This is a genomic window from Mycobacterium toneyamaense (assembly GCF_055384815.1).
In genome coordinates this window covers 982,722-1,005,852 of record NZ_AP040333.1, presented here as the reverse complement: position 1 = coordinate 1,005,852, position 23,131 = coordinate 982,722, and the positions used below count along the sequence as shown (strand labels likewise).

The window sequence follows — 23,131 nt, the reverse complement described above, 5'->3', positions numbered from 1 at the left end:
CGTCCCGGCGAAACAAAGTGCGGCAGCAAGCGCCATCGGAGTAATGGCGCCGGCACGACGCAACATGGACGTATTCGATCGCATTGTCATCTCCAAGAGGTGAAGGTAACGACGTGGCGAGAATGCCGCGCCGCTTTAGAGCGAAAAAAACATAACTCGCATCTAGTCAATTTCCGTGCACATATTGAATACGTTTCGAATGCCGTGTCGCATTCATTATTCGTTATTAGTTTTTCGGTATTGAGAATTGAATAGCAGAAAGCTATTGCCACAAAGATGTTGCATACAGAAATGGCGCATGCATGCAACGGCCAACGGCGATGCGACAGTCGAAGGGCGCACCTTGCCCTGACACAGTGGCCCTGCCTAAAGGCAGCAATCGGCCCCTCCCTGGTCGTTGAGGGAGGGGCCGATTGGTGGATTGATGCGGTTACTTGCTGCTGCCGCCGCCTGCGTTGCTTGCGCCTGCACTGCTTGCGCCTACGCTGCCACTGCCGCTCTTGCTGGGCTTGGCTGGCTTGCCGAAACCGTTCTTGAGTCCGGCGCCGAATTTATTCAACGAGGACTTCAGGTTTTCCCCTGCGGAGTTGATCGCCTTCGTCAGACCGTCCCCGGCCTTGCCAGGTGTACCGGTCTTGGTGCCACCGGTGGCACCACCTTTTGGAGTGGTGGCGCCGCCCGAGCCAGTCTCGCTCCCGGTCGACCCAGTGGGCTTCGTTGGCTCGCCGGCCGTGCCAGGTGTACCGGTCTTGGTGCCGCTGGTCGTATCGGTGCCACCGCTCGGTGTGGTACTGCCCGCGGTCGTACCCGAATCGGGCTTCGTTTCGGTTGCAGTGGAGGGTGTTTCGGACGAAGTTGAGGCGGGTTCCCCTGCGTCTGGTTTCGTGGCGGCTGGCGCGGTCGCGGCGGGTTCTGCCGGCGTGGCCTTCGTCGGCGTGGTCTCCGTCGCCGTAACCTTCGCGGTATCAGGCGTCGTCACCTTCTCGGCACCCAACGTGACCGTCGCGGCCGACACGACGGCCGACGGAAGGGCGGCCGGTCCAGCATCGGCCACCTTCGCCGCGACGGGCACCGGTGCGCCCAGCGCTTGCGCGATGACGTCGCGAAGGCCGATGACCGTAGCGACAAGACCCGGGATTCCGATGCCGGTCGGAGTCAGAATCCCCGGGAGTAACATCGGCGCGTACCCGTTGAGGAAGGTGTTGGTGAGCACGGCGGGGGCGTTGATGATCGCGTTCACAGCCGCCCCCAAGTTGCCGGAGCGCACCCCGTCGTACACCGCTTGCGCGGTATCCCCAAACGCCTTCTCGACGCCGCTAACCGTGCCAAGCAGAGACAAACCCACGCTGACAAGAAGAGTGGGGGCTAGTTTGACGACGTTGGTGATGTTCTGCATAACCTTGCCGGGGATATCCAGTACCCCACTTCCTATCAGCGCAAAGCCGGGTTGTATCACCAGCGCGAGCATGGCGGTGAATGCCAGGTCCAAGCCTCCGCCGATCTGGCCGGCGGCCATTTGCTGAGCTGCCTGCTGGAAAGCCGGTGGAAGTGCCTTCACAGCCGTGACGAAGCTGTTGCCGGCGGCGCCCAGCCCCGTGGCGATGGTGTTCGCGTAGCCGATCTGATTGATGACGATCTGCTTCAGGATGGGAGCGGGGTCGGCCCACACCTGCTGACCGAGGGCCGAAATGTTGTTGAACGATGTCGTGAGGACCTTCGCCCATTCGCTAATGGGATTGACCGACGCGGTCAATGTCGTCGCGAGGCTCGACACCGGGACCTCCGGCAGGTGCACCTGCTGCGGTGCCACCACTATCGGTGACAGCGCAATGGCACTCGCTCCGATCAGCGCCACACCGCTGGTCATACCGGCCCGGACACACGTTTGCATAACTCCCCCTCAGTAATCGGTAACCTGCACCCGCAAATTACTTCACACTGATCACCGCGTGGGGCGAATTACGCCGGAAATATTCGTTATTTCATATTGAAATTTATCGACAGAAAGTTAATCGCCGAAAGTAATCAACTGCATAAAACTATTGCCGCAAAGATATCGTAGCAACGAGTATCAATCGCCCTGAACATCCGCGGGACGCCAGACATCGGATGCGGGCATGCCGAGGCCTCGAAAGCAAACCCACCAGCCGCGGGTGGCGCTTGGATGTCGCCGATCTAGAGTCGGCCGGCCGCGAAATCGGCTGCCTGCGTGACCTTTCCGGACTGTACATAAGAACCGTGGGCACCGACGTCGAAGCCGCCGCCCACCCAGCAGATCGGGTCCCCCTCGGCGCACTGATCGATGGCATTGGCGACGTACTGCGGCGCCAACTCGGGCAGCGGTCCGCCGGCGAGCATGCCCGCGAAACCGGTCCGCGGCGCACCGAACAGCGCGGTGGCGGCCACCCGACTGGCAGTCTGCGGCGACGTCGAGTTGGTGGCCCCTTCGATGACCGCCGCCCCTTGCGAGTAGCCGCCGAGCACCATCTTGGTCTTCGGGCAGTTGGCGGCGGTGGACTCGATGACCGACCGCGCGGCGTCGATGCCGGCGGGGGTGCTGACGGCGAAGTCGTTGCTCGCCGGGTAGTCGACCGGCGTCGCTTCAACGGTGCGCGGCGCCACCCGGGCCCGCAGGTCCTCGACGAAGGGACGACCGACACTGCCCAGGCCCGGCGGCTCGGTGGTGCCGCGGGCGAACACGACCTGAACGTCGGGGCACGGTGCGGCGATTGCGGCTGGTGCGTAGGTCGGGATGACGGGGGCGAAGGCGGCGACGGCGGAGAGCAACGCGAGCTTGCGGGTCATACCGACCGATCGTAGGACGGTGGCGCAGCTTCGCAATGGGTTTGGTCCGTCATCAGAGCGGCCGCGAGGTGATCTCCAGCCAGGCTTGGAATTCCATCTTTACGCGGCGCCGTTCCAGCCGCCGGGCATGCGAGCGTTCCATGGCCAGTCGCAGTCCCTTCGGCGGGGCCGAAGTGCCGGTCCGGTAAACCGTTGGTGCCGAACGGGTTCCATGAGCTTTCGATAACGGCGGCGCCTCTTTTCGATCCGGCAACCGAGCGGGGTGGGCGCGGCGCAGGTGGGTCGCCGTCACCTCGCACGCGGCGCCAACGAGTAGCACCAACACTGCCGCCACTTCGTAGTCCGCGTACATCATGATGGCGCCTTCTCTCCCGTGCTCACCGCACCGGCGCACGGCCTGGGCCTTCGTCGGCTGAGAATTCGAACTGTTGACGCTCTCTACGATTGTCCGTCAAACCGCACCGCGATATAGCCCGAAGAGCGATCTTTAGTGCGAGATGGATCGAGTACCAGCGCGCCCCAGCGATGCGGGGTGATCAGACCTTCGTGGCGCCCATATCGAAGGTCAACTGCGTTGCCGTGACCGCTCGTGACAAATCTGACGCCAGGTAGATGACTGCATCGGAGATGTCGTCGACGCTCGCGGCCGCTCAGAAACGGCTGCAGCCAGCCTAGGCAATCGTGGTGCCGATGAGGACAGTCAATTCGCCGGAGTCGGCGGCGTTGCCGGCCGGCTGCGCGAAGATGTGTCCCGCGGATCGAGCGGTGTCACTGAATTCAGTCGACGAGATAGTCCAAGATTCAATCGGCGTGCAGCGCTGGAAGATTCCGCGGTCATACCAATCCTTCAGCACCGGGGCGGGTGGGGCGTATGCGACCTGCGCCGGATGTGGGCTGCTGTCAGGTGGGCAGGTACCCGAGCTGTCCTTCATCCACGTCGGATCGCCCTGGATTCTGATGGTTTTCATGAACTGATCAAAGTCGGGTCGCGGCGCCATGAAAGCGGCTTTGACGGTTCGGGCCTCCGAGCCCCACGTGGTCGTGCTGACGGTAGCGGCCAGCGGCGCGAAACTCGCCGGGACGCGAGCGTGGACGAAAGTGGCGTTGAGCTGTTGAGCAGCCTGGTCTTTCGGGATGTCCTTGGTTTTATCGAGTTGATCGGTTGCGCATGCGGCGGTTGCCAGCACCACGAAAGCGGTCATGGCTGTGGCTGCGATCCGGTGGGTGATATCGGTGGTGGTGCTCATGTCATGGCATCCTTCCCTGGACGCGCTGCACACTGCCGGATCCGGTGACGAGGAAATCTTGGGCGATCCCGACAGCTTGCAAGTCGTGCGCCATGTTGGAGATGTTGTGGCTGAGGTCCGACGGCATCGGGGATGTTGTCGCGAAGTTGTACCAGTCCATGACGTCGTTGCGGTAGTTGGCGGTGTAGGTGCCGTCGGGGTTCATCGTGATCGTGTACGCGGTGGAGACCGAGTAGTGACCAAGCGTACGAACCTCGTCGCCGTCGCTGCCGGCCACTACGGCCCAGGGAGTAGTTCCGGACAAGGTGACCGGCTTTCCTGTGCTTCGTGCTTGAGCAAGTGCGTCGCGGGTGATCGACTGCAGATTCGTGTTGACCTGCGCTGCAGGCGTCGCCGCGAGGTCGTTGTAGCCGTTGGCGCTGTCGCTGAGCCACCGGTCGACGACATCCGCAGGTAGCGCCTTCGGCGTCCCGGTGTTGTCCAGGTAGTGGTCCAGAAATGCGGCAGCATTGGTCTGGTTGTTGCGGAGCATCTCCAGTTCGGCTGCGGCGACTGCTTTTTGTTTGAGGCCTTCGGTTGCCACCGATGTCCACCGGCGATCCCCTCCATGCTGCCAGGGGTCATCATTGGCGACCGGGGTTCGTGGCGGAGGCAACGCGGGATCGGGACCGGGTGCAGCAGGACTTGGAGTGCCTTGGGGCAGTTCGAGACTGAGTGCCCGAGTAAGGTCGTCGTCGATTGTATTCGCCTCTGCGAGCGCTCCGGCGACGCGTCGCTGTAGGTCGGCCATCTGCTGCTGGTAGGCCATCGAAGATGCCAGCCGATCAGGGTCGGTGGGGGCAACTTCTCCTGTGGCGCGATTGATGGTGAATCCCTCGGCGCGCGCGTCGCGGTCGATCGCCGCAACTGTGGCTTTGAGGCCCTCCACATCGTCGGCGAGCTTCCCGCACGCTGCAGCGGCCGCCTGCATCAGCTCGGAATGGCTGCCCAGCTGCGAACTCAAGCGGTCGAGCGATACACGTGCAGAATCGCTGGCCTGCCCGGTCCAACTGGCGACGATCGGCAGGATCGCCAATCCAGCCATGACCTGCTCGGCCGACGATCCGCGGCCAGCCATGGCGTCGGCGACCTCGTGGATCGCCCACGGGCTCCACTTGTCGACGTCGGAGAGGGAGACAGTCATGCTCGACTCGTGATGTCAGCGGGGCGCCGGTCGAACCGCCGGTCCCATCTCACGGGCCAGAGCATCGGCGGAGCTCGCGTCCGATTGACTGTAACGCTGCGAGGCGATGCGGAAGTGCTCGCCCATCGTCTCAATGTGACGGCATAGATCGTCGGTGACGGCCTGCATTTCGGCGAGCCGGGCTTGCAGCACCAAGGCCGATGTTCCGACCCATCCGGCCCCGGCGCTGTCGATCGCGGCGTTCGCAGCGGCGTGCGCTACCTGCAGATCACGGCCGTGCATATCCATATGATCCGCGGACAACGCCAAATCAACAGGGTCCACACGCAAATCAGACACAGTCCCCCCGGACAAGTTGTGCCGACGCTGAATCACCGGCTGAAGAAATGCTACCTGGCGTTCAGATCGCGTTCCGGCATCAAAACCTGGCGCGGCCCGCCTGGTCGAGACACCGAGGGCTGCGCGGGCCGTTTACGCGATCACGCTACTCACAAGACTCAGCAAGGCTGAGCCGAATACCGATTCGCGACAACTTTGTGCCGAGAGTTGCCGGCCTATCGAAGTCCACCTCATATCCGCTACTGCCAATACTCTCGACCGCCCAAGCACAACATCTACCTGCAGCACATCGAACCGTGGCCAAGGGTTGGTGCATCCAATCGACCGACTCCAGGGCGAAAAGCTAGCGGTGTACGGGATAGCGGTACCCGTTCGCCGTCGGTGGTTGCGCATTGACGAGGCCAACGGGCTGAGCCGGCACGCCGTGTGCGCCGGGTCCAGCCAGAATCAGGCCGTGGCCGAACGAGATTCGCAGGCGCAAGTCGAACCGGGCCTGGCGTTTGATGACTTCGGTCCGTGCGATCTCCAACGCCGCGGTGATGGTGCAACGCCCGGATTCGACAGCCGCGATCCGACCTTGCTGAACGACCAAAACTACCAGGTCCATGTCGAAGCAGACGGTCAACTCCACCTCGACGGTGCCGGCCGGCTTGCCATTGACGAAAACCTGGACGGTCCACGGGTGGCTGAATTCGATCTTGTGCGTCACCAACTTCACGGTCTCCCGGGCCGCTGCATTGTCGTGCGTCCGGCGGGCAGCCGCCACGAGCTCATCGAACTTCTTCCATCCGTCGACGGCCAGAGCGAGCAGGCTCAGCGAGAGTTGTTCATCAGTCTGTCTGGCCACCTCGCCCTCGACGAGCGGCGTCACCCCGGGGAACCGCGCAACGAGGTTGTTGATCGTGCCGCTCTGGTGCAGCGATTCGGTCAGCGCCCGAGTCGGTTCGACCACCGCATCGCAGTACAGGAGGTCGCGAACGGTCACCGTCTCAGTCAACGCGGATGCGATCATCATCCACCCCTCTCAAGGTCACGACATCAGGCTTGGAATGCACCGCCACGCGGATGGCGAGCGTCGCCTCACCGGCCGCCGGCGTCGCACGCAATGTGACAGTGGCAGGACCACCGGGTCGCGTGACCACCTGGACCCACGGGGGCCGAAGTGCGCGCCGGCCGAAGTGGACGGCCGCGGCCAGCAGCAACACCGCAAGGACCGCGGCGACCAGGACGAGCGGCCACCACTCATGCGTCTGCGACGGGATAATGGGAGGCGGTGGCACCGTCGGGGGCGTGGCTGGCGGTGGCACCGGAAGTCCTACGGCCACAATGGCGAAATCCCCAGTGTCCCAAGCTGATCCATCCGCGCACGAGGCACGCACTGTGTGACTACCCACTGCGGCATCGGATGGGACGGCAAACCATGTCGCGAAGTGGCCGTTCCCGTCGAGAGCCACCTCAAATCGGGGCGGGGCACCATCCCACGACAGCTTCACCGTCCGCTCGTGGTCGGCACAGAGGAACTGCGAGCCGACGATGCGCACCGCATCTCCCCCATGCCCTTGCGTGGGGTCGAGCGAGATCGACGCCGCCGCGGCTCCCTGGTTCGTCACCGGGCTGACGACAGTGAACTGCTGACTGGCCGCGACGTCGGGATCGTCGGCGCAGGCGGCCAGCACCGTGTACTCGCCAACGGACGCTGACGCGGGAACGGTGAACGGGACACGGAAAGTGAAAGGCGAGGCCTTGGTCGACGGAGACGTGTCCCCGTCCCAGAACAACTGCACGTCGCCGCTGTCCGGGCAGGCGAAACCCGTACCCGTCGCCGTCACTTGTGATCCTGCCGTTCCCTTCGGGGTGCTCAAAGTCAAAGTGGGCTTCGGGGTTTCGACCACGGTGAAGGGCGCAGATGCCGACACTGGCAATTTGCGCAGGGACCCGCATACCGCGGTGACGGTATGTCCGGTTGCCGGGCCATCCGGAACCGTGAACGCCAGACTGCCGACGGCGGGGTCTACGGCCTTGGCAGTCAAAGGCTGGCCGTCCCACTGAAGACGCGGAGCGTCGACACACATCCCGAAGCCTTTGGGAGTAACGGTCACCTGCGAGCCGGCGGGCCCTTTGCCGGGTTCCACTGTGAGGCTGGGCTTCTCGGTCACATCGATCGTGAACGACGCCGGGGCGACCGTGCGGGCCCCATCCAGGAGTCTGCACACTGCGGTCACCCGGTGTGCACCGGCCGGACTGTCCGGCACCGTGAACGTCAGATCGCTACCGGCGGACAGTGGCCCGCCATCCCAGAGCAGGTGTGGGGAGTCCAGGCAGTAATCGAAGCCTGTGATGGTGGCCGTGACCTGAGTTCCCGAGCCGCCGTGCGATGGCGCAAGCGTGAGGGTGGCTGAGTCGGCGGCCGGTGCGGGTGCCGCGATCACCGGAGGTAACGCCTTCAGCGCGGGCGAAGCGGTCGTCGTGGGCGCGGCCGGTGTCGGTGTCGACCCCGTGTCGGCGAACACCACGCCGACGCCCCCGAACAGGATCGTCAACGCGATCGCGCAGCCAAGGGCCGGCACACTCGCGTGGCGGCGCGGAAGTAGCGCACCCATGGCGGCTCACCTCCTCTCACGAGGAAGCATCACGCGACAGCGCACGGCCATCACGAGTACCGCGCTACTCGTTTCTGAGGTAGGTCGCTCAGGGAGGTGGAGTGATGCAACCAGGGCAGGCAATGTGTGGGTGCCCCCAGTCGGACTCGAACCGACACTTGGCGGATTTTAAGTCCGCTGCCTCTGCCAATTGGGCTATGGGGGCGGGCACCGAGTCAATCGGCGCCGCCATGACGGTAGCGCCCGCCAGTCCGACCGTACGCAGCGGTCCGGCCGAGATCGCGAGATCAACCAGAAGTTGAATTGCACGAGAACACTCGTCTACGAGTTGAGGCCTGCATACATCGATGCTTCACTGGGGAGATGGCGACTTCGCCGACCACACCGAACCGGCAGCCCGATGCACACGACGCGGGCGGCAGCCTCGCTGAGCGCATCAACGCGCTCTTCGACGCCCATCGGCGTCCCGACGGCCGGATGTGGACCAACGAGGAAGTCGCGACCGCCCTCAAGAAGGCCCATCCCGATATCAAGGTCGGCGGGGCTTATCTCTCCGCGCTGCGGACCGGCAAGCGGGCGCGCCCGGGCATCGACCTGCTCGGTGCGTTGGCCGACTTCTTTCAGGTGCCGTTGTCGACCATCACCGATCCAGGGCGGTCGCATTCACTCGACGAGCGGCTCGGCGCACTCGATGAATCCGTCCGCGACGACGTCGAGCTGATTGCGTTGCGTGCCATCGGCCTCAACAAAGAGAGCCTGGAAACCGTCGCCGCCGTGCTGGATCACGTGCGCGCGCTGCAAGGCCTGCCGACCATAGCCCCCACGAAAGCCGAACGGTAGTCATGGACGCGTCGTGCGGCGCAGCAACAGTTCTGCGATCGACGCGCGAGCTCAAGGCGATTCACCGCGACTGCACACGCAAGCTGGTGGATTTGGGGCTGGACAAGCTCACCACGGTCGACGACATCCGCGCGATCGCCAGCACGATCAGCGGACGTGACATCCAGCTGCTGCCGTATCGGTTATCGGGCAGCGGTGTCCACGGCATGTTGGTGCGCACCGGCCCGACCGACTACGTGGTCTTCGACAGCGAGACCACCACGATGCACCGCGAGCACATCATCCTGCACGAACTCAGCCACGTGCTGTGCGGCCACTCCGCCGCCGGCCAAACCGGCCCGGCCGAAGTACTGCGCCGCGAGAACTACCTGGACCGCCAGGAGATCGAGGCCGAGACACTCGCCTCCATCATGGGACAACGGGTCAGACGCGGTGCGCCGCAAACCGTCTCGCTATCGAACGCCAACTTGGGTCGCGTTCTCGCGTCGCTGAGACTCGAGGGCAATTCGGCGACCCCGTGATGTCTTCGGTGGCCCAGATGCTCGAGAACACGGCTTTCAGTTATGCGGTCTCCGCGGCGTTCATGTGGGGTGCCGTCGTCGTGGTGGCCCTGGCCATCAGCCGGTCCCCCGTGCGGCCGCCTGCGTCCATTGCGCTGCTGATGTCGTTCGTGTTCAAGGGAATTGCGGTCACACTTTCCATTCCGAGCGTGTCGGTATGGCTGGACCGGGCGATCGGGGTGCACAACATCTGCCGACTCATCCTGAGCCTGACCGGGGGTATGGCGTGGACTGCGTGTGTCCTCGCGGTCATCACGTTCTGGGGCGAGTCCGGCCGACGCGCCTATCGCCGATTGCGCCTGTGGATCGTTCTGGCCTGCCTGGCGGCGGTCGCGTTGATCATCTGCTGGATCGCCGCACCGGAGGCCGAACTCCCCGTGGATTTCTACGCCGCGCACGGGGGCGAACCAGTCTGGGTCACCTACATGCTGCTGTACCTGGGCACGTATGCCCTTGGCGCAGTGATCATTATCGTGCGGTGCCTGCAGTACGCCCGCTACCACGAGGTGGCCTGGCTGCGGCGCAGTCTGCTGCTCACCGCCGCCGGAGCCGCGCTGTGCCTGGTCTTCTGCCTGCTGCGTGCGGACTCGGCCATCTACGGACTGCTCACCAACCGCAGTATGTCCTGGCAGCACCTGGCACCATTCGTCGCCGCCGTAGGGCAGGTGCTGATCGCCATAGGTCTTGCGGGACCGTCCTTTTCCCAACTGGCCCGCGCAGCAGTCCGTCGCGTACAGACCTACCGGTGGCACCGGCAACTGGAGCCGCTGTGGACCGCGCTCTACGAAGGCAATTCACACATCGCTCTCGCGCCGCCTCGGGCCCCGATCGGCGATCACGACTATCGGCTGTACCGCCGCATCGTCGAAATCCGCGACGGACTCAGCGCCATCCGTCCTTATGTCTGCGATGACCCCGCAAAAACCTCAGCGGCGCAACAAATCCGCAGCGCGATTGAACATCAACGCACCAGGCAGATTCCGGTCGGCGATTCGCATGGCCAGATCGCCGGCGAGCCGTGGGGAACCGAGCCGACCAACGAACTCAGCTGGCTCCTCGAGGTCTCGCGCGAGCTGCGGGCACCGGCGATCTCGCGGCGGTGAATCAACCCACAGCGCTGAGTTTCTCGATATCCGGGAACTCTGCCAAGCGGAAGAATGCCTCGGCCCGGTCCAGAATGCGGTCACGCATCGCGATGGTCTGCCCGTGGTCGGCACCCTCGAGCAGCGTGAAATAGGCGCGCGGCATCAGTGCCGCGGCATGGCGGGAATCAGCCAATCGCAACATGTCTCGGGAACCAGCGAAGAACAGCGACGGCGTCTGGACCTGTGCCAGCACGTCCTCGGCAACCCCGGGTTCGGCATCCCACTGCCGCATCAAGGCGACGAGTCCCCGCGCGCCGAGGGCATCGACCGTGGCGCGAAATCCCGAGCCCATCGTCGTACCGCGATGCTCCTGCCAGCCCTGCACGAATCCCTCGACGCCCCACTTCTCCGTCACCGCAATGGCATCGGGGAACATCACCACGTTGACCGCACCGCGTTGCGGCCGGGACGACGAGCCGGCGACCACCAGAGACGCGAGCCGTTCCGGCGCGACCGCCGCCAGGGTCAAACCGATGCGACCTCCCAGCGAGTACCCCAGGTAATGCGTCTGAGTGATCGAGAGGTGGTCGAGCAGTGCGCACACGTCGCGCACCGACGCCTGAATGTCGTACCCGGCGGGGTGTTCGGGCTTGTCGCTGCGCCCGTGGCCGCGCACGTCGATGGTGATGACCCGGTAGCGCTGCGCCAACTGCGCCACGTAGCCATGCTTGGACCACACTTTCGAGGACTGCAACGATCCGTGCACGAGCAGCACGTCGCCGCATGCCGCACCGGGACGTCGCCGGCCCCAGGTCTGATACGCAACTCGGGCGCCATCGGGACCGTGAGCAATGATCAATACCTGTGGATGAGGCCCGAGGAGGCGGCCTGAAAGTGGGCGCACCTTCCCGAGGATGATCATCACGGAATCAGGTATTCGATCAAGACCGGCGTTGGCGCGCTGGTTGGGAAGGTACGCCCATGCTCACCGTAGTTCACGATGCCGAGGAGGCCAACGGCGGCGAGGCCGGCCGGTCGTTGTTGGACGAGATCGTCCGCGACGGAGCCCGGCAGATGTTGGCCGCTGCCCTGCAGGCCGAGGTCGCCGCGTACGTGGCCGCATTCGCTGATCAGCTCGACGAGAACGGTCACCGACTGGTGGTCCGCAACGGCTATCACCAGCCGCGTGAGGTGCTGACCGCGGCCGGTGCCGTGCAGGTGAAGGCGCCGCGGGTCAACGATCGCCGTGTCGACCCCGATTCTGGTGAGCGGCAGCGGTTTTCCTCGGCGATCCTGCCGGCCTGGGCACGCAAGTCCCCGCAGATGAGTGAGGTGCTGCCGCTGCTGTATCTGCACGGCCTATCGACCAGCGACTTCGGGCCCGCACTCGAGCAGTTCCTCGGCTCGGGTGCCGGGTTGTCGGCCACCACGATCACCCGTCTGACCGCGCAGTGGCAAGACGAAGCCCGTACGTTCGCTGCCCGGGACCTGTCCGGCAGCGACTACGTCTACCTGTGGGTCGACGGCATTCACCTCAAGGTCCGCCTGGACCAGGAGAAGCTGTGCCTGCTGGTGATGCTCGGCGTGCGCGCTGACGGCCGCAAAGAGCTCGTGGCGATCACCGACGGCTATCGGGAGTCATGCGAGTCGTGGGCGGATCTGCTGCGCGACTGCAAACGACGCGGCATGACCGCCCCAGTGCTGGCCGTCGGCGATGGCGCGCTCGGGTTCTGGAAGGCGGTGCGGGAGGTATTCCCGAAGACCCGAGAGCAGCGCTGCTGGTTCCACAAGCAGGCCAACGTCCTTTCCGCACTGCCGAAGTCAGCGCATCCGGCCGCGCTGGCGGCCATCAAGGACATCTACAACGCCGAAGACATCGACAAAGCTCAGGTCGCGGTCAAGGCCTTCGCGGTTGCCTTCGGCGCGAAGTACCCGAAAGTGGTCGCCAAGATCGTCGACGACCTCGATGTCCTGCTGGAGTTCTACCACTACCCCGCCGAGCACTGGATCCATCTGCGTACCACGAATCCGATCGAATCCACCTTCGCCACAGTGCGTTTGAGAACGAAGGTCACCAAGGGTCCGGGATCGCGGGCCGCTGGATTGGCCATGGCCTACAAGCTGATCGACGCAGCCCAAGCCCGTTGGCGGGCCGTCAACGCCCCACATCTGGTCGCCCTCGTCCGCGCCGGAGCGGTCTTCCACAAAGGCAAACTGCTCGAACGGCCCACCGACATCACCCCACCGACACCACCGTCAGACGGCGATCAACACACCGAAACGGAGGTCGCCTGAAACACCCCGATCCACAGGTATTGACAATTGCTCGGGACCGTTGCGCCGCAGGAAACCTGTTTCGGTGGCCGTCATTTCGACGGGAACGGCTGTGGATGTGAGCGTGGACATGAGTGAGGGCGCCTTCCCAACACAGTGAGCACTGCCGGACGTAACCGCGCGCGACGCTGCGCATCACTCAACTGACCGTTACCAGATTGAGTAATAAATCAACTGTCCGTTGAATTCGCTCCTACGTCAAGTCGAGAGCCGCAAAAATGCCGTTTCAGAACGTGGCCCGGGCGCCGGCACTGACCACACCGAGCACTTCGGACGCCTGAAGGGGAGGACTGAGGTAGAACCCCTGCAACACATCGCATCCGAAATCCCGCAACTGAGCCGCAGATTCGGCGCTCTCGATGCCCTCGGCGACGATCCCGAAACCGAGCTTGTGCGCAAGGTCGATGATGGTGCGCACCACCAGCGCGGCACGATCGTCGACCGTGACCCGGGCGATGAAGTCGTGGTCCAGCTTGATCTCGTCGACCGGCAGATCGGACAGGTACGTCAGGGCGGAGTAACCGGTGCCGAAATCGTCGAGGGCGATCCTGATGCCGCGATCGAGCAGGCCTGTCAGCACCGTCCGGGTGTCTTCCATGTTGTCGACGAACAGGTCTTCGGTGATCTCGACCGCAAGGGCCGACGACGGCAGCCCACGGTCGTCCACCGCCTGACACAGGTGGTCCGGCAGGTTCAAATCGCTGAGAAACGGCGCGAAAAGGTTAACGGCCACAGGCACTTCCGCCCCGGCGGCGTACCACCGCAGCGCGTCATCGAGTGCCATGTTGACGACCAGACCCGTGGCCTGTTCCATCAGACCGTGCTCACGCACCAACGGCAGGAAATCCGCGGGCCGCAATAAGCCGCGGTCCAGATGACGCCACCGCAGCAACGCCTCGACCCCAACGACAGCGGCCGTGTGCGCATCGAATTTGGGTTGATAAACCAGAGAGAGTTCGTCTCGCTCGATCGCCTGACGAAGGTCCATGAGGAGTTCAGAGATGGCTCGCTCACCCCCGCCCCGCATCGAAGCACGCGACCGCATCAAGCAGTGTCGCTTGAGGCAATCCTGACCCAATGTCTCGCGCGGGTCAATCATTGCGCTCTGGGTAAAGCGGACCGCGCCGCCTCGCGCCACCGGCCCTGACGTGTAGTTGTTCCGTCTGATTGTCGTGCACGTCCGCGTCATTCGGCCCGACGGAGCAGCAGCGACCGTTCCGCCTCGTTGGTGCTGAGTTCGGCAGCACGCGTGAATGCCGCCGACGCCTCGGCGGTTCGACCCAAGCGCTCCAACAGATCTCCGCGCACCGCGTGCGGCAGCGGCGATCGTGGCAGCGGATCCGGCCCGAGCGCGTCGAGCACCGCCAGTCCCGCTTCGGCCCCATACGCACGTCCGTGCGCCACCGCGCGGTTCACCTCGACGACGGGACCCGGCGCGGCGAGCGCCAGCACGTCGTACAGGTCCGCGATCCGCTGCCAATCGGTGTCCTCGGCCCGCATCGCCCGCGCATGACACGCGGCGATGGCCGCCTGCAAGAAGTAAGTCCCGACGGGCGCACCCGTCTCGGCGAGCTGCTCGGCCCGGGCCAGTACCTGGAGACCACGGCGCCGCAGCAGGTGATCCCACCGGGCCCGGTCCTGATCGTCCAGCAGCACCGGCGCACCGTCGCGGTCCACGCGAGCGGGAATCCGCGACGCCTGAAGTTCGAGAAGTGCTTGCAGCCCAAGCGAATCCGGGATGTCCGGCACCATGGCAGCCACCATGCGCGCCAGCCGGATCGCTTCGAAACAGAGGTCCGGGCGCGTCCAATCAGCGCCGGTCGTCGCCACGTACCCTTCGTTGAAGGTGAGGTAGATGGCGGCCAGCACGTCATCAAGGCGGGCGACGCGCTCGGCCCCCACCGGCAGCTCCATGTCCGCACCGACGAGGGCCTTCTTCGCGCGGCTGATCCGTTGTGCCATGGTCGGTTCGGGCACCAGGAAGGCACGGGCGATCTCAGCGGTGCTCAGCCCCGACACCAGCCGCAGCGTCAGCGCCGCACGCGACGCCGGGGCCAGGCCCGGGTGACACGTCAGGAACATCAGCCGGAGCACGTCGTCTTCGATGAAGTCGACCTGCCCTGCGAAATCGGGCATGTCGACCTCCTCCAGGCGGTGTCCGATCTCCTCGGTCTTGCGGCGCAGCGTCTCGGCGCGACGGATGTGGTCGATCGCGCGGCGCTTCGCCGCTGTCATCAGCCATGCGGCGGGGTTGGCGGGAATTCCACTCGCGGGCCATTCCTCCAGCGCCGCGACCAGCGCGTCCTGCGCGACGTCCTCCGCGAGTTCGATGTCGCGGGTCATGCGGGTCAGCGCCGCCACGAGGCGCGCCGATTCGGCGCGCCAGGCGGCGGTCACTGCCTCGGCGCCGGCCGAACCGGCACCCCCGATATCGGTCGCCGCCAATCAGGCGCCCGGTTCCTGCTCACCCACGGGACACCCGGTGGCCTCGGGGCCTTCGATCAGATGCAGCTCAACGCGGCCTTCCCACTCGGGCCAGTGCTCCCGGTGCAGTTCAGTGAAGGAACGGGCCCCCTCGACGGCCTCGGCGTGGTTGCGGTACTCCAGCATGGCGAACCCACCGATGATCTCCTTGCCCTCGGTGAAAGGCCCATCGGTCGTGCTCATCTGGCCGGAACGGACCTGGTAACCGATGCGGTTCTCGCCCTGCCCCAGACCGCCGCCGTCGAGGTAGATGCCGTCCGCGGCGTTCTTGCCGACGTAGACCTCCATCGCGTCCATCAGAGCCTGCGGTGGCGGTCCCTGGTTGGGATCCATGATGACCAAACCCATGTAGCGCATTGCCTGACCTTTCGTCGTTGTGTCAATCCTTCACACACACGTCGAACGGCGGGGGCAGATTTCGACACGGCGCACGAAAAAGATTTTGGCGACACAATGTGCCCCTGAGAGCGTCGCCGAGGATATATAGGCGCAGCGACGCTGTCAGCGGCACGTTGGGTCAGCGCCGAGCAGGTGACGGCCTCGGTCAGGCCACGGGGACGACGGCCTGGCGCACCGGCTCGCTGCGGTAGCGCGAGGCCGGACCGTCGATCCGGAACAGCCGCCACAGCACCTTGGCAACCGGGTTCATCAGGCCGGTGTCTTCGGCGAGCATGCGGACATCACCGTAGAACTCGCGCAGCATCGTCCTGGATTCCGGCGCCCGCCAGAAGATCTCTTTCTTCACCGACTTGGGAATGTCGAATTCACGCCAGAAGACGCGGGGCGGCTTGGCGATGAGCGAGGCCGCGACCCGGAAGCCCAGCGGATAGAACAGCGACAGCACAAAGCGGTTGAACGGCCGCATCTCCGGGATCCGCCGGCGCAGGAACTCGTGGGCGAACGAGATGTGCCGCGCTTCCTCGGCGACGTGGATCGCCATGACGCGCTCCATGATCGGGTGTATCGAACTGCCTTCGCGCAGAATGGATTTCTGCATGTGGTCGATGGGCTCCTCGCCGCAGAGCACCATCATGAAGAAGAACGCCGGCATCGGGCTCGCGAACAGCGGGAAGAGCCAGTTGATCCATTTGACCCAGCGCGGCAGGCCCGGGACGTCCACGCCGACGTGGTTGACCATCTCCTGGAACATCAGGGTGTGGTTGCCCTCTTCGTTCGCTTCGTGCAGGCAATACCGGTATTCGGGGCTGCCGTTGGGCACCCAGAAGGTGTAAGCGAGCAACCCGCGGATCAGCATGCTCTCGAACTGCTGGCCCGCTTTGGCGACGTTGGCCTGGCGCCACATGCCGATCGCGATCTGCTTGTCCAGCGGTTGCGCCTGATACCAGGCGCTCATACCGATGGGGTCGCTCTTGGCAAGCACCCAGCGCGGATCGTTCTCGGTCACCCGGAACTCCGGCGAATCCCACGAAACGTCCAGGTAGGGGTTGAAGTTTCGGCGCACCGAACCCGCGGAAAGCGTCTCCAGATTCGCGCAGTAGTCGACGTCGTCGCGCACGTCCATGCCGGCACGCCACCGGCGGATCATCTTCGTAGCTGCCATGACGTCAACCTCCCACGCGCGCACCGTTGCCCGCCCAGTTATATGGGACCCCCGGTCCCACATGATTGTCAAGGGTCGCTTCGCCGCCGAGCCTGAAGAAGATCGTCAAAAATCGCCGGATCGTGACCATCAGGTTCACGTTCGGCGAGTGGTCGCCCTAGACGTCCATCTCGATCAGCACCCGGCGCAGCAGCTTGCCGGTGGTGTTGCGCGGCAGCTCGTCGACGAACACCACGTCGCGCGGCACCTTGTGCCGGGCCAGATTGTTCTTGACGAACGCCTTGATCTCATCGGCGTCCTGCGCCGCGCCCGGCTTCGGAACGATGAAGGCGCGCAACCGCTTTCCCCATTCGACATCATCGACGCCGACCACCGCCGCGTCATAGATGTCGTCCCGCTCGGCCAGCAGTTCTTCGATCTCCTGCGGGAACACGTTCTCGCCACCGGAGACGATCATGTCGTCATCACGGCCGTCGACGAACAACAGCCCGTTCTCGTCGAAGTGCCCCATGTCGCCGCTGGACATGTAGCCGTCGATGATCTGCTTGGTCCGGCCGTCGGTGTAACCGCTGAACGGCGCGCCATTACGGACGAAGATGCGGCCGCGCTTGTTCTTCCCGGTGATGCGCCGGTCGTTCTCGTCGTACAGCACCACCTCGCACGTCACCGGCGCCCGCCCGGCCGTGCCCGGAGCGAGACGCAGTTCGGCGGGAGTGGCGACGCTGGCGATGGCGCATTCGGTTGAGCCGTACAGGTTGTGGAGCACATCGCCGAAGGTGTCCTGGACCCGGTTGGACAGTTCCGGACTCAACGCCGACCCCGCGATCAGGATGGTCTTCAGCGACGACGTGTCGTACTTGCCGATGACCTCGGGCCCCAGTTCGACGATCCGGTGCAGCATCGTCGGTACCGCGACGAGCATGTCGGCCTTGTGCTCGGCGATGAGCTGCAGGGTCCGCTCGGCGTTGAACCGCCGGGCAGTCACCACCTTGTTTCCCAGCGCGGCGCCGACGGTGTAGGTGGCCCACCCGGTGCTGTGGAAGATCGGCGAGACGATCACCATGGTTCCCTTGCGGGGGAACGGAATTCGGTCGATGATCTGCGCCGAGGCCAGTGGCGACACCGAGCTTCGGGGCGCACCCTTCGGCAGGCCCGTCGTGCCGCTGGTGAGGATCACCGAGCCACCCGCCTTGCTCGGCGGGGGCAGCGGCTCGGTGGAGTTGGCCGCGACGATCGCGTCGAGGGTCTGTGCCGACTCGGGCACCTCATGGCCCTCGTCCACCCAGGTCAGCACACGCGGCATGTCCGCGGGCAGGGCGTCGAGCAGACCGAGGAACTCGCTGTCGTGCAGCACCACCTTGACGCCTTCGCGCTCACAGACCTGAGCGAACTGCGGTTTGGCGAAACCGGTGTTCATCAGCACCAGCCGGGCCCCGAGCTTTCCGCACGCCACCATGGCCAGGATCAGGCCACGATGGTCGCGACACAGCAGCCCCACCACGGAGCCTTCGGTCACGCCCAGGCCCTGCAGGCCGCGGGCCAGCGCCCACGACTGGTCGTTCACCTGCCGGTAGGTCAACGTGCCGCGTTCATCCACCAGCGCCGGCAGGCCCGCATACTTGCGTGCACCCTGGATGGCCATGGTCGCCTGCGGGCCGAAAATCGGAGCGTTCTTCGCGGTCTCGACCATGACCCCGGGGTTGGCGAGGTCCAGGAAGCCGGTCTCGAACAGCCTGCGTAGCGCGGTTGCCGATTCCGCTATACGGCCCAGCTTCTGCTGCACTCCACCGACGACGTCCAACACCACATGCCTCCCGAGGTTTGAGGGGTGATCGGCCCCACACTGCATGGCACGTTAGCCGGTTGCGCGCCCACGCGACATCAACTGCTTACGAGTCCGACCGGCCGGGCCTCCCGTAAATGCCCCGGCACCGGCCGCCGATACGGTGCAAAACATCACATGACCAGGCATTTGTCTCACCGCGCGCACCCTGGGTCCGGCGCTCGACGCAGAATTCCGTAAAGGAAGCCGGGCAGGCCGTAAAGAAGGCGTCAAGATCGCCGGAAGCCCTCTCCCACGGGTCGATGCTGACGAGGTCGCCGAGGGCCGGCGACCCGTTTACGTGTGGGAGAACCCATGTCTGTAGTGGTGTTCGTGGTGCTGACGGTGGCGATCTTCGCCCTGCTCGGCGTGATCCAGAAGAGCGTCGAGAAGGGTGTAGGGCGCTCATGAACTACGCCAACACCATCGGCCTGGTGCTGTGTCTGGTGATCGCACTGTTCCTGGTCGCCGCACTGCTGTTTCCGGAGCGGTTCTAGTGAGCCCCACCGCCGCGGGAATCGCGTTCCTGCTCTCCCTGATCGTCGCGCTCGCCGCGGTGCATGTGCCGTTGGGCGACTACATATTCCGCGTATATGCGTCCGAAAAGCACTCGCGCGCTGAACGTCTCATCTACAAAGTGATCGGCGCCGACCCGGAGGCCGAGCAGAACTGGGGCGCCTACGCCCGCAGCGCGCTCGCCTTCTCGGCCGTCTCGCTGCTGTTCCTCTTCTTCTTCCAGCTGGTGCAGGGCGTCCTGCCGCTGCACCTGAACGATCCGGCCACCCCGATGACAGCCGACCTGGCGTGGAACACCGCCGTCAGCTTCGTCACCAACACCAACTGGCAAGCCTACTCGGGTGAGACGACGCAGGGCCACCTGGTGCAGATGGCCGGTCTGTCGGTGCAGAACTTCGTGTCGGCAGCCGTCGGCATGGCCGTCGCGGTCGCACTCGTGCGCGGGTTCGCCCGCCGGCACGCCACCGAACTGGGCAACTTCTGGGTCGACCTGGTACGCGGCACCATTCGAATCCTGTTGCCGCTGGCCGTCATTGCCGCGCTGATCCTCATCGCCGGCGGCGCCATCCAGAACTTCCACCTGCACGACCAGATCGCCGACACCCTGGCCGGCGCGCAGCAGACCCTCACCGGCGGTCCCGTGGCCAGCCAGGAAGTGATCAAGGAGCTGGGCACCAACGGTGGCGGTTTCTTCAACGCCAACTCGGCCCACCCGTTCGAGAATCCGACGGCCTGGACCGACTGGGTGGAGATCTTTCTGTTGCTGGTGATCTCGTTCTCGCTACCGCGCACGTTCGGCCGGATGGTGGACAGCCGCAAGCAGGGCTACGCGATCGTCGCCGTCATGGCGGTCCTGGCCATCATCAGCGCCAGCCTCATGCTGCTGTTCCAGAGCCAGCACCACGGCACCGTGCCCACCGCCATCGGAGCGTCGATGGAGGGCGTGGAACAGCGCTTCGGCGTGGCCAATTCGGCGGTGTTCGCCACCGCCACCACCTTGACCTCCACCGGTGCGGTGAACTCGTTCCACGACTCCTATACGTCCCTCGGCGGCCTGATGACGATGTTCAACATGCAACTGGGTGAGGTCGCGCCGGGCGGTACCGGGTCGGGCCTGTACGGCATGCTGGCCCTCGCGGTGATCACGGTGTTCGTGGCCGGCCTGATGGTCGGGCGCACGCCGGAATACCTGGGCAAGAAGATCACGCCGCGGGAGATCAAGCTGGCCGCAAGCTATTTCCTTGTCACGCCGCTGATCGTGTTGACCGGCACCGCTTTTGCCATGGCGCTGCCGGGTGAGCGCGCGGCGATGCTGAACTCGGGCCCTCACGGCCTGTCCGAAGTGCTGTACGCCTTCACGTCGGCCGCCAACAACAACGGCTCGGCGTTCGCCGGCCTGTCGGTCAATACCGTTTGGTACAACACGGCTTTGGGCCTGGCGATGCTGATCGGACGTTTCCTGCCGATGATCCTGGTTCTCGCTCTGGCGGGCTCGCTGGCCAAACAGGGCAGCACTCCGCCGTCGATCGGCACGCTGCCGACGCACCGTCCGCAGTTCGTCGGCATGGTTGCCGGCGTGACGCTGATCCTCGTCGCCCTGACCTTCCTGCCGGCGCTGGCGCTCGGCCCCCTTGCTGAAGGAATCCACTGATGTCCGATACCGCTGTAAAGGGCGGCCTGCTCGACCCGAAGATGCTGTGGAAGTCCATGCCGGACGCCCTGCGCAAGCTGGACCCCCGCACCCTGTGGCGCAACCCGGTGATGTTCATCGTCGAGGTCGGCGCCGTCTGGTCGACGGTCCTGGCCGTGCTGAACTCCAGCTGGTTCGCCTGGCTGATCGTGTTCTGGCTCTGGCTGACAGTCGTTTTCGCCAACCTCGCCGAAGCAGTCGCCGAGGGACGCGGCAAGGCCCAGGCCGCCAGCCTCCGAAAGACCAAGTCCGACACCATGGCCCGCAAGCTGGTCGGGTGGGCGCCGGGCAGTGCCGGCACCGAGGATGAGATCGCCGCTCCCCTGCTGCAGCAGGGCGACATCGTCGTCGTCGAGGCCGGGCAGGTCATCCCCGGTGACGGTGACGTCGTGGAAGGCATTGCCTCCGTGGATGAATCGGCGATCACCGGCGAATCCGCGCCGGTCATCCGGGAGTCCGGCGGCGATCGGTCCGCTGTCACCGGCGGCACCTCGGTGCTGTCCGACCGCATCGTCGTACAGATCACCCAGAAGCCGGGCGAGAGCTTCGTCGACCGGATGATCGCTCTGGTCGAGGGCGCCAACCGGCAGAAGACCCCCAACGAGACCGCACTCAACATCCTGCTGGCCGCGCTGACGATCATCTTCGTGTTCGCCGTCGCGACGCTGCAGCCGCTGGCCATCTACTCGAAGGCCAACAACCCGGGCGTACCCGACACCGAGGCGCTCGACGGCTTCGGCGTCACCGGCATCGTGATGGTCTCACTACTGGTCTGTTTGATTCCCACCACGATCGGCGCACTGCTGTCGGCCATCGGCATCGCCGGCATGGACCGGCTGGTGCAGCGCAACGTGCTCGCCATGTCGGGCCGTGCCGTGGAAGCCGCCGGTGACGTCAACACCCTGCTGCTCGACAAGACCGGCACCATCACGCTCGGCAACCGGCAGGCCGCGGGTTTCATCCCGGTGCCCGGCGTCACCGACGAGCAGCTGGCCGACGCGGCGCAGCTGTCGAGCCTCGCCGACGAGACGCCCGAGGGCCGGTCAATCGTGGTGTATGCCAAGGAAGCCCACGGCTTGCGGGCACGTACCCCGGGCGAGCTGACCGACGCCACGTGGGTCGAGTTCACCGCACTGACCCGGATGTCCGGTGTCGATCTGCACGACGGCCAGAAGCTGCGCAAGGGTGCGGCCAATTCCGTCGCGGAGTGGATTCGGGGCAACGGCGGCACCGTGCCCATCGAATTGGGCGACATCGTCGACGGCATCTCCGCAGCCGGTGGTACCCCGCTGGTGGTGGGTCGCGTGCAGGACGACAAGGCCGAAGTGCTGGGCGTCATCCACCTCAAGGACGTCGTCAAGCAGGGCATGCGTGAGCGGTTCGACGAGATGCGCAAGATGGGCATCCGCACCGTCATGATCACCGGCGATAACCCGTTGACCGCCAAGGCGATTGCCGACGAGGCCGGGGTCGACGACTTCCTGGCCGAGGCCACGCCCGAGGACAAGCTGGCGCTGATCAAGAAGGAGCAGGCCGGCGGCAAGCTCGTCGCGATGACCGGCGACGGCACCAACGACGCCCCCGCGCTGGCGCAGGCCGACGTCGGCGTCGCGATGAACACCGGCACCTCGGCGGCCAAAGAGGCCGGAAACATGGTCGACCTCGACTCGGACCCGACCAAGCTCATCGAGATCGTCGAGATCGGCAAGCAGCTGCTCATCACCCGCGGCGCCTTGACCACGTTCTCCATCGCCAACGACATCGCGAAGTACTTCGCGATCATCCCGGCGATGTTCGTGGCCCTGTTCCCCGGCCTGGATCTGCTGAACATCATGCGGCTGCACAGCCCCCAGTCGGCGATCCTGTCGGCGGTGATCTTCAACGCCCTCGTCATCATCGCGTTGATCCCGCTGTCGCTGCGGGGCGTGAGGTACACGCCCAGCAGTGCGTCAAAGCTCTTGAGCCGCAACCTGTACGTCTATGGCCTGGGCGGCATCATCGCCCCGTTCATCGGCATCAAACTCATCGACCTGCTCATCCAGTTCATCCCGGGGATGTCTTAATC

General features: G+C 65.0%; 21 protein-coding genes, 1 tRNA gene and 2 pseudogenes. 8 read left to right on the top strand and 16 right to left on the bottom strand.

Annotated elements, in window-relative coordinates; all coding sequences use genetic code 11:
• Window positions 1–430: 430 nt before the first annotated feature.
• The 10 genes and pseudogenes from ACZ5IQ_RS04800 to ACZ5IQ_RS04755 all read right to left on the bottom strand — a co-directional run bounded on the left by ACZ5IQ_RS04800 (window position 431) and on the right by ACZ5IQ_RS04755 (window position 8,379).
• A complete protein-coding gene (locus ACZ5IQ_RS04800) occupies window positions 431–1,867 on the bottom strand; it encodes a hypothetical protein (protein WP_212812829.1) in 1,437 nt (478 codons plus the stop codon).
• 308 nt (window positions 1,868–2,175) lie between these two features.
• Complete coding sequence (locus ACZ5IQ_RS04795) at window positions 2,176–2,805, bottom strand: cutinase family protein (protein ID WP_406802025.1); 630 nt, start codon at window positions 2,803–2,805, stop codon at window positions 2,176–2,178.
• A 52-nt stretch (window positions 2,806–2,857) separates the two neighbouring features.
• Window positions 2,858–3,160, bottom strand: a complete 303-nt coding sequence (locus ACZ5IQ_RS04790; RefSeq protein ID WP_406802026.1) for a hypothetical protein — start codon at window positions 3,158–3,160, stop codon at window positions 2,858–2,860.
• A gap of 181 nt (window positions 3,161–3,341) precedes the next feature.
• Window positions 3,342–3,449, bottom strand: a pseudogene (locus ACZ5IQ_RS04785) (SDR family mycofactocin-dependent oxidoreductase); the annotation flags it as partial.
• Between the two features lie 27 nt (window positions 3,450–3,476).
• Entirely contained in the window at window positions 3,477–4,052 is a 576-nt protein-coding gene (locus ACZ5IQ_RS04780; RefSeq protein WP_406802027.1) for a hypothetical protein, read from the bottom strand.
• A 1-nt stretch (window position 4,053) separates the two neighbouring features.
• Window positions 4,054–5,136, bottom strand: a complete 1,083-nt coding sequence (locus ACZ5IQ_RS04775) for a hypothetical protein (protein ID WP_464480910.1) — start codon at window positions 5,134–5,136, stop codon at window positions 4,054–4,056.
• 114 nt (window positions 5,137–5,250) lie between these two features.
• Window positions 5,251–5,559 carry a WXG100 family type VII secretion target gene (locus ACZ5IQ_RS04770; RefSeq protein ID WP_406802029.1) on the bottom strand — a complete coding sequence of 103 codons (309 nt, stop codon included), beginning with the start codon at window positions 5,557–5,559 and terminating at the stop codon, window positions 5,251–5,253.
• A 358-nt stretch (window positions 5,560–5,917) separates the two neighbouring features.
• Entirely contained in the window at window positions 5,918–6,559 is a 642-nt protein-coding gene (locus ACZ5IQ_RS04765; protein WP_406802030.1) for a hypothetical protein, read from the bottom strand.
• A 4-nt stretch (window positions 6,560–6,563) separates the two neighbouring features.
• Window positions 6,564–8,174, bottom strand: coding sequence for a hypothetical protein (locus ACZ5IQ_RS04760; RefSeq protein ID WP_464480909.1), 1,611 nt, complete (start codon window positions 8,172–8,174; stop codon window positions 6,564–6,566).
• 131 nt (window positions 8,175–8,305) lie between these two features.
• Window positions 8,306–8,379, bottom strand: a tRNA-Leu gene (locus tag ACZ5IQ_RS04755).
• Window positions 8,380–8,537: 158 nt separating this feature from the next.
• Between ACZ5IQ_RS04755 and ACZ5IQ_RS04750 the strand changes: the two genes are divergently transcribed.
• From ACZ5IQ_RS04750 to ACZ5IQ_RS04740, 3 genes are read left to right on the top strand one after another with little or no spacing between them, the layout of a single operon-like run.
• On the top strand, window positions 8,538–9,014 hold the full coding sequence (locus ACZ5IQ_RS04750; RefSeq protein WP_464480908.1) for an XRE family transcriptional regulator: 477 nt from the start codon (window positions 8,538–8,540) through the stop codon (window positions 9,012–9,014).
• A gap of 2 nt (window positions 9,015–9,016) precedes the next feature.
• Window positions 9,017–9,535 carry a hypothetical protein gene (locus tag ACZ5IQ_RS04745; protein WP_464480907.1) on the top strand — a complete coding sequence of 173 codons (519 nt, stop codon included), beginning with the start codon at window positions 9,017–9,019 and terminating at the stop codon, window positions 9,533–9,535.
• An 8-nt stretch (window positions 9,536–9,543) separates the two neighbouring features.
• Window positions 9,544–10,677: an MAB_1171c family putative transporter gene (locus tag ACZ5IQ_RS04740; protein ID WP_464481421.1), complete on the top strand. Its 1,134-nt coding sequence runs from the start codon at window positions 9,544–9,546 to the stop codon at window positions 10,675–10,677.
• A 1-nt stretch (window position 10,678) separates the two neighbouring features.
• Here ACZ5IQ_RS04740 and ACZ5IQ_RS04735 read toward each other — a convergent pair.
• Window positions 10,679–11,500, bottom strand: a pseudogene (locus ACZ5IQ_RS04735) (alpha/beta fold hydrolase); the annotation flags it as partial.
• Window positions 11,501–11,640: 140 nt separating this feature from the next.
• Between ACZ5IQ_RS04735 and ACZ5IQ_RS04730 the strand changes: the two are divergent.
• Window positions 11,641–12,954 carry an IS256 family transposase gene (locus ACZ5IQ_RS04730; RefSeq protein ID WP_067990476.1) on the top strand — a complete coding sequence of 438 codons (1,314 nt, stop codon included), beginning with the start codon at window positions 11,641–11,643 and terminating at the stop codon, window positions 12,952–12,954.
• A 265-nt stretch (window positions 12,955–13,219) separates the two neighbouring features.
• On the opposite strand, the gene ACZ5IQ_RS04725 is transcribed toward ACZ5IQ_RS04730, so the two are convergent.
• The 5 genes from ACZ5IQ_RS04725 to ACZ5IQ_RS04705 form a co-directional block, all read right to left on the bottom strand.
• The gene (locus tag ACZ5IQ_RS04725; protein ID WP_464480906.1) at window positions 13,220–13,981 is read right to left on the bottom strand and encodes an EAL domain-containing protein; all 762 of its coding nucleotides are present in this window, start codon (window positions 13,979–13,981) and stop codon (window positions 13,220–13,222) included.
• A 197-nt stretch (window positions 13,982–14,178) separates the two neighbouring features.
• Window positions 14,179–15,438, bottom strand: coding sequence for an RNA polymerase sigma factor (locus tag ACZ5IQ_RS04720; protein WP_464480905.1), 1,260 nt, complete (start codon window positions 15,436–15,438; stop codon window positions 14,179–14,181).
• Window positions 15,439–15,834, bottom strand: coding sequence for a YciI family protein (locus ACZ5IQ_RS04715; protein WP_464480904.1), 396 nt, complete (start codon window positions 15,832–15,834; stop codon window positions 15,439–15,441).
• Between the two features lie 187 nt (window positions 15,835–16,021).
• On the bottom strand, window positions 16,022–17,038 hold the full coding sequence (locus tag ACZ5IQ_RS04710) for an AurF N-oxygenase family protein (RefSeq protein ID WP_406802036.1): 1,017 nt from the start codon (window positions 17,036–17,038) through the stop codon (window positions 16,022–16,024).
• A 157-nt stretch (window positions 17,039–17,195) separates the two neighbouring features.
• Window positions 17,196–18,842, bottom strand: coding sequence for an acyl-CoA synthetase (locus tag ACZ5IQ_RS04705; RefSeq protein WP_464480903.1), 1,647 nt, complete (start codon window positions 18,840–18,842; stop codon window positions 17,196–17,198).
• Between the two features lie 333 nt (window positions 18,843–19,175).
• Between ACZ5IQ_RS04705 and ACZ5IQ_RS04700 the strand changes: the two genes are divergently transcribed.
• From ACZ5IQ_RS04700 to kdpB, 4 genes are read left to right on the top strand one after another with little or no spacing between them, the layout of a single operon-like run.
• A complete protein-coding gene (locus ACZ5IQ_RS04700) occupies window positions 19,176–19,271 on the top strand; it encodes a potassium-transporting ATPase (protein WP_318986701.1) in 96 nt (31 codons plus the stop codon).
• Complete coding sequence (locus ACZ5IQ_RS04695; RefSeq protein ID WP_406802038.1) at window positions 19,268–19,357, top strand: potassium-transporting ATPase subunit F; 90 nt, start codon at window positions 19,268–19,270, stop codon at window positions 19,355–19,357. Before ACZ5IQ_RS04700 ends, ACZ5IQ_RS04695 begins: the two co-directional genes overlap by 4 nt.
• Window positions 19,357–21,027 (top strand): potassium-transporting ATPase subunit KdpA, encoded by a 1,671-nt coding sequence (gene kdpA, locus ACZ5IQ_RS04690; protein WP_464480902.1) that lies wholly within the window; start codon window positions 19,357–19,359, stop codon window positions 21,025–21,027. Before ACZ5IQ_RS04695 ends, kdpA begins: the two co-directional genes overlap by 1 nt.
• Entirely contained in the window at window positions 21,027–23,129 is a 2,103-nt protein-coding gene (gene kdpB / locus ACZ5IQ_RS04685; RefSeq protein WP_464480901.1) for a potassium-transporting ATPase subunit KdpB, read from the top strand. The genes kdpA and kdpB overlap by 1 nt, the downstream gene beginning before the upstream one ends.
• Window positions 23,130–23,131: the final 2 nt, after the last annotated feature.

What these genes read in the sequence shown, in the direction of transcription:
- ACZ5IQ_RS04800 (WP_212812829.1), bottom strand. Translation starts at nt 1,867, where the DNA reads ATGACCAGCGGTGTGGCGCTGATCGGAGCGAGTGCCATTGCGCTGTCA.
- ACZ5IQ_RS04795 (WP_406802025.1), bottom strand. Translation starts at nt 2,805, where the DNA reads ATGACCCGCAAGCTCGCGTTGCTCTCCGCCGTCGCCGCCTTCGCCCCC.
- ACZ5IQ_RS04790 (WP_406802026.1), bottom strand. Translation starts at nt 3,160, where the DNA reads ATGATGTACGCGGACTACGAAGTGGCGGCAGTGTTGGTGCTACTCGTT.
- ACZ5IQ_RS04780 (WP_406802027.1), bottom strand. Translation starts at nt 4,052, where the DNA reads ATGAGCACCACCACCGATATCACCCACCGGATCGCAGCCACAGCCATG.
- ACZ5IQ_RS04775 (WP_464480910.1), bottom strand. Translation starts at nt 5,136, where the DNA reads ATGGCTGGATTGGCGATCCTGCCGATCGTCGCCAGTTGGACCGGGCAG.
- ACZ5IQ_RS04760 (WP_464480909.1), bottom strand. Translation starts at nt 8,174, where the DNA reads ATGGGTGCGCTACTTCCGCGCCGCCACGCGAGTGTGCCGGCCCTTGGC.
- ACZ5IQ_RS04750 (WP_464480908.1), top strand. Translation starts at nt 8,538, where the DNA reads ATGGCGACTTCGCCGACCACACCGAACCGGCAGCCCGATGCACACGAC.
- ACZ5IQ_RS04745 (WP_464480907.1), top strand. Translation starts at nt 9,017, where the DNA reads ATGGACGCGTCGTGCGGCGCAGCAACAGTTCTGCGATCGACGCGCGAG.
- ACZ5IQ_RS04730 (WP_067990476.1), top strand. Translation starts at nt 11,641, where the DNA reads ATGCTCACCGTAGTTCACGATGCCGAGGAGGCCAACGGCGGCGAGGCC.
- ACZ5IQ_RS04725 (WP_464480906.1), bottom strand. Translation starts at nt 13,981, where the DNA reads ATGGACCTTCGTCAGGCGATCGAGCGAGACGAACTCTCTCTGGTTTAT.
- ACZ5IQ_RS04715 (WP_464480904.1), bottom strand. Translation starts at nt 15,834, where the DNA reads ATGCGCTACATGGGTTTGGTCATCATGGATCCCAACCAGGGACCGCCA.
- ACZ5IQ_RS04710 (WP_406802036.1), bottom strand. Translation starts at nt 17,038, where the DNA reads ATGGCAGCTACGAAGATGATCCGCCGGTGGCGTGCCGGCATGGACGTG.
- ACZ5IQ_RS04700 (WP_318986701.1), top strand. Translation starts at nt 19,176, where the DNA reads ATGTCTGTAGTGGTGTTCGTGGTGCTGACGGTGGCGATCTTCGCCCTG.
- ACZ5IQ_RS04695 (WP_406802038.1), top strand. Translation starts at nt 19,268, where the DNA reads ATGAACTACGCCAACACCATCGGCCTGGTGCTGTGTCTGGTGATCGCA.
- kdpB (WP_464480901.1), top strand. Translation starts at nt 21,027, where the DNA reads ATGTCCGATACCGCTGTAAAGGGCGGCCTGCTCGACCCGAAGATGCTG.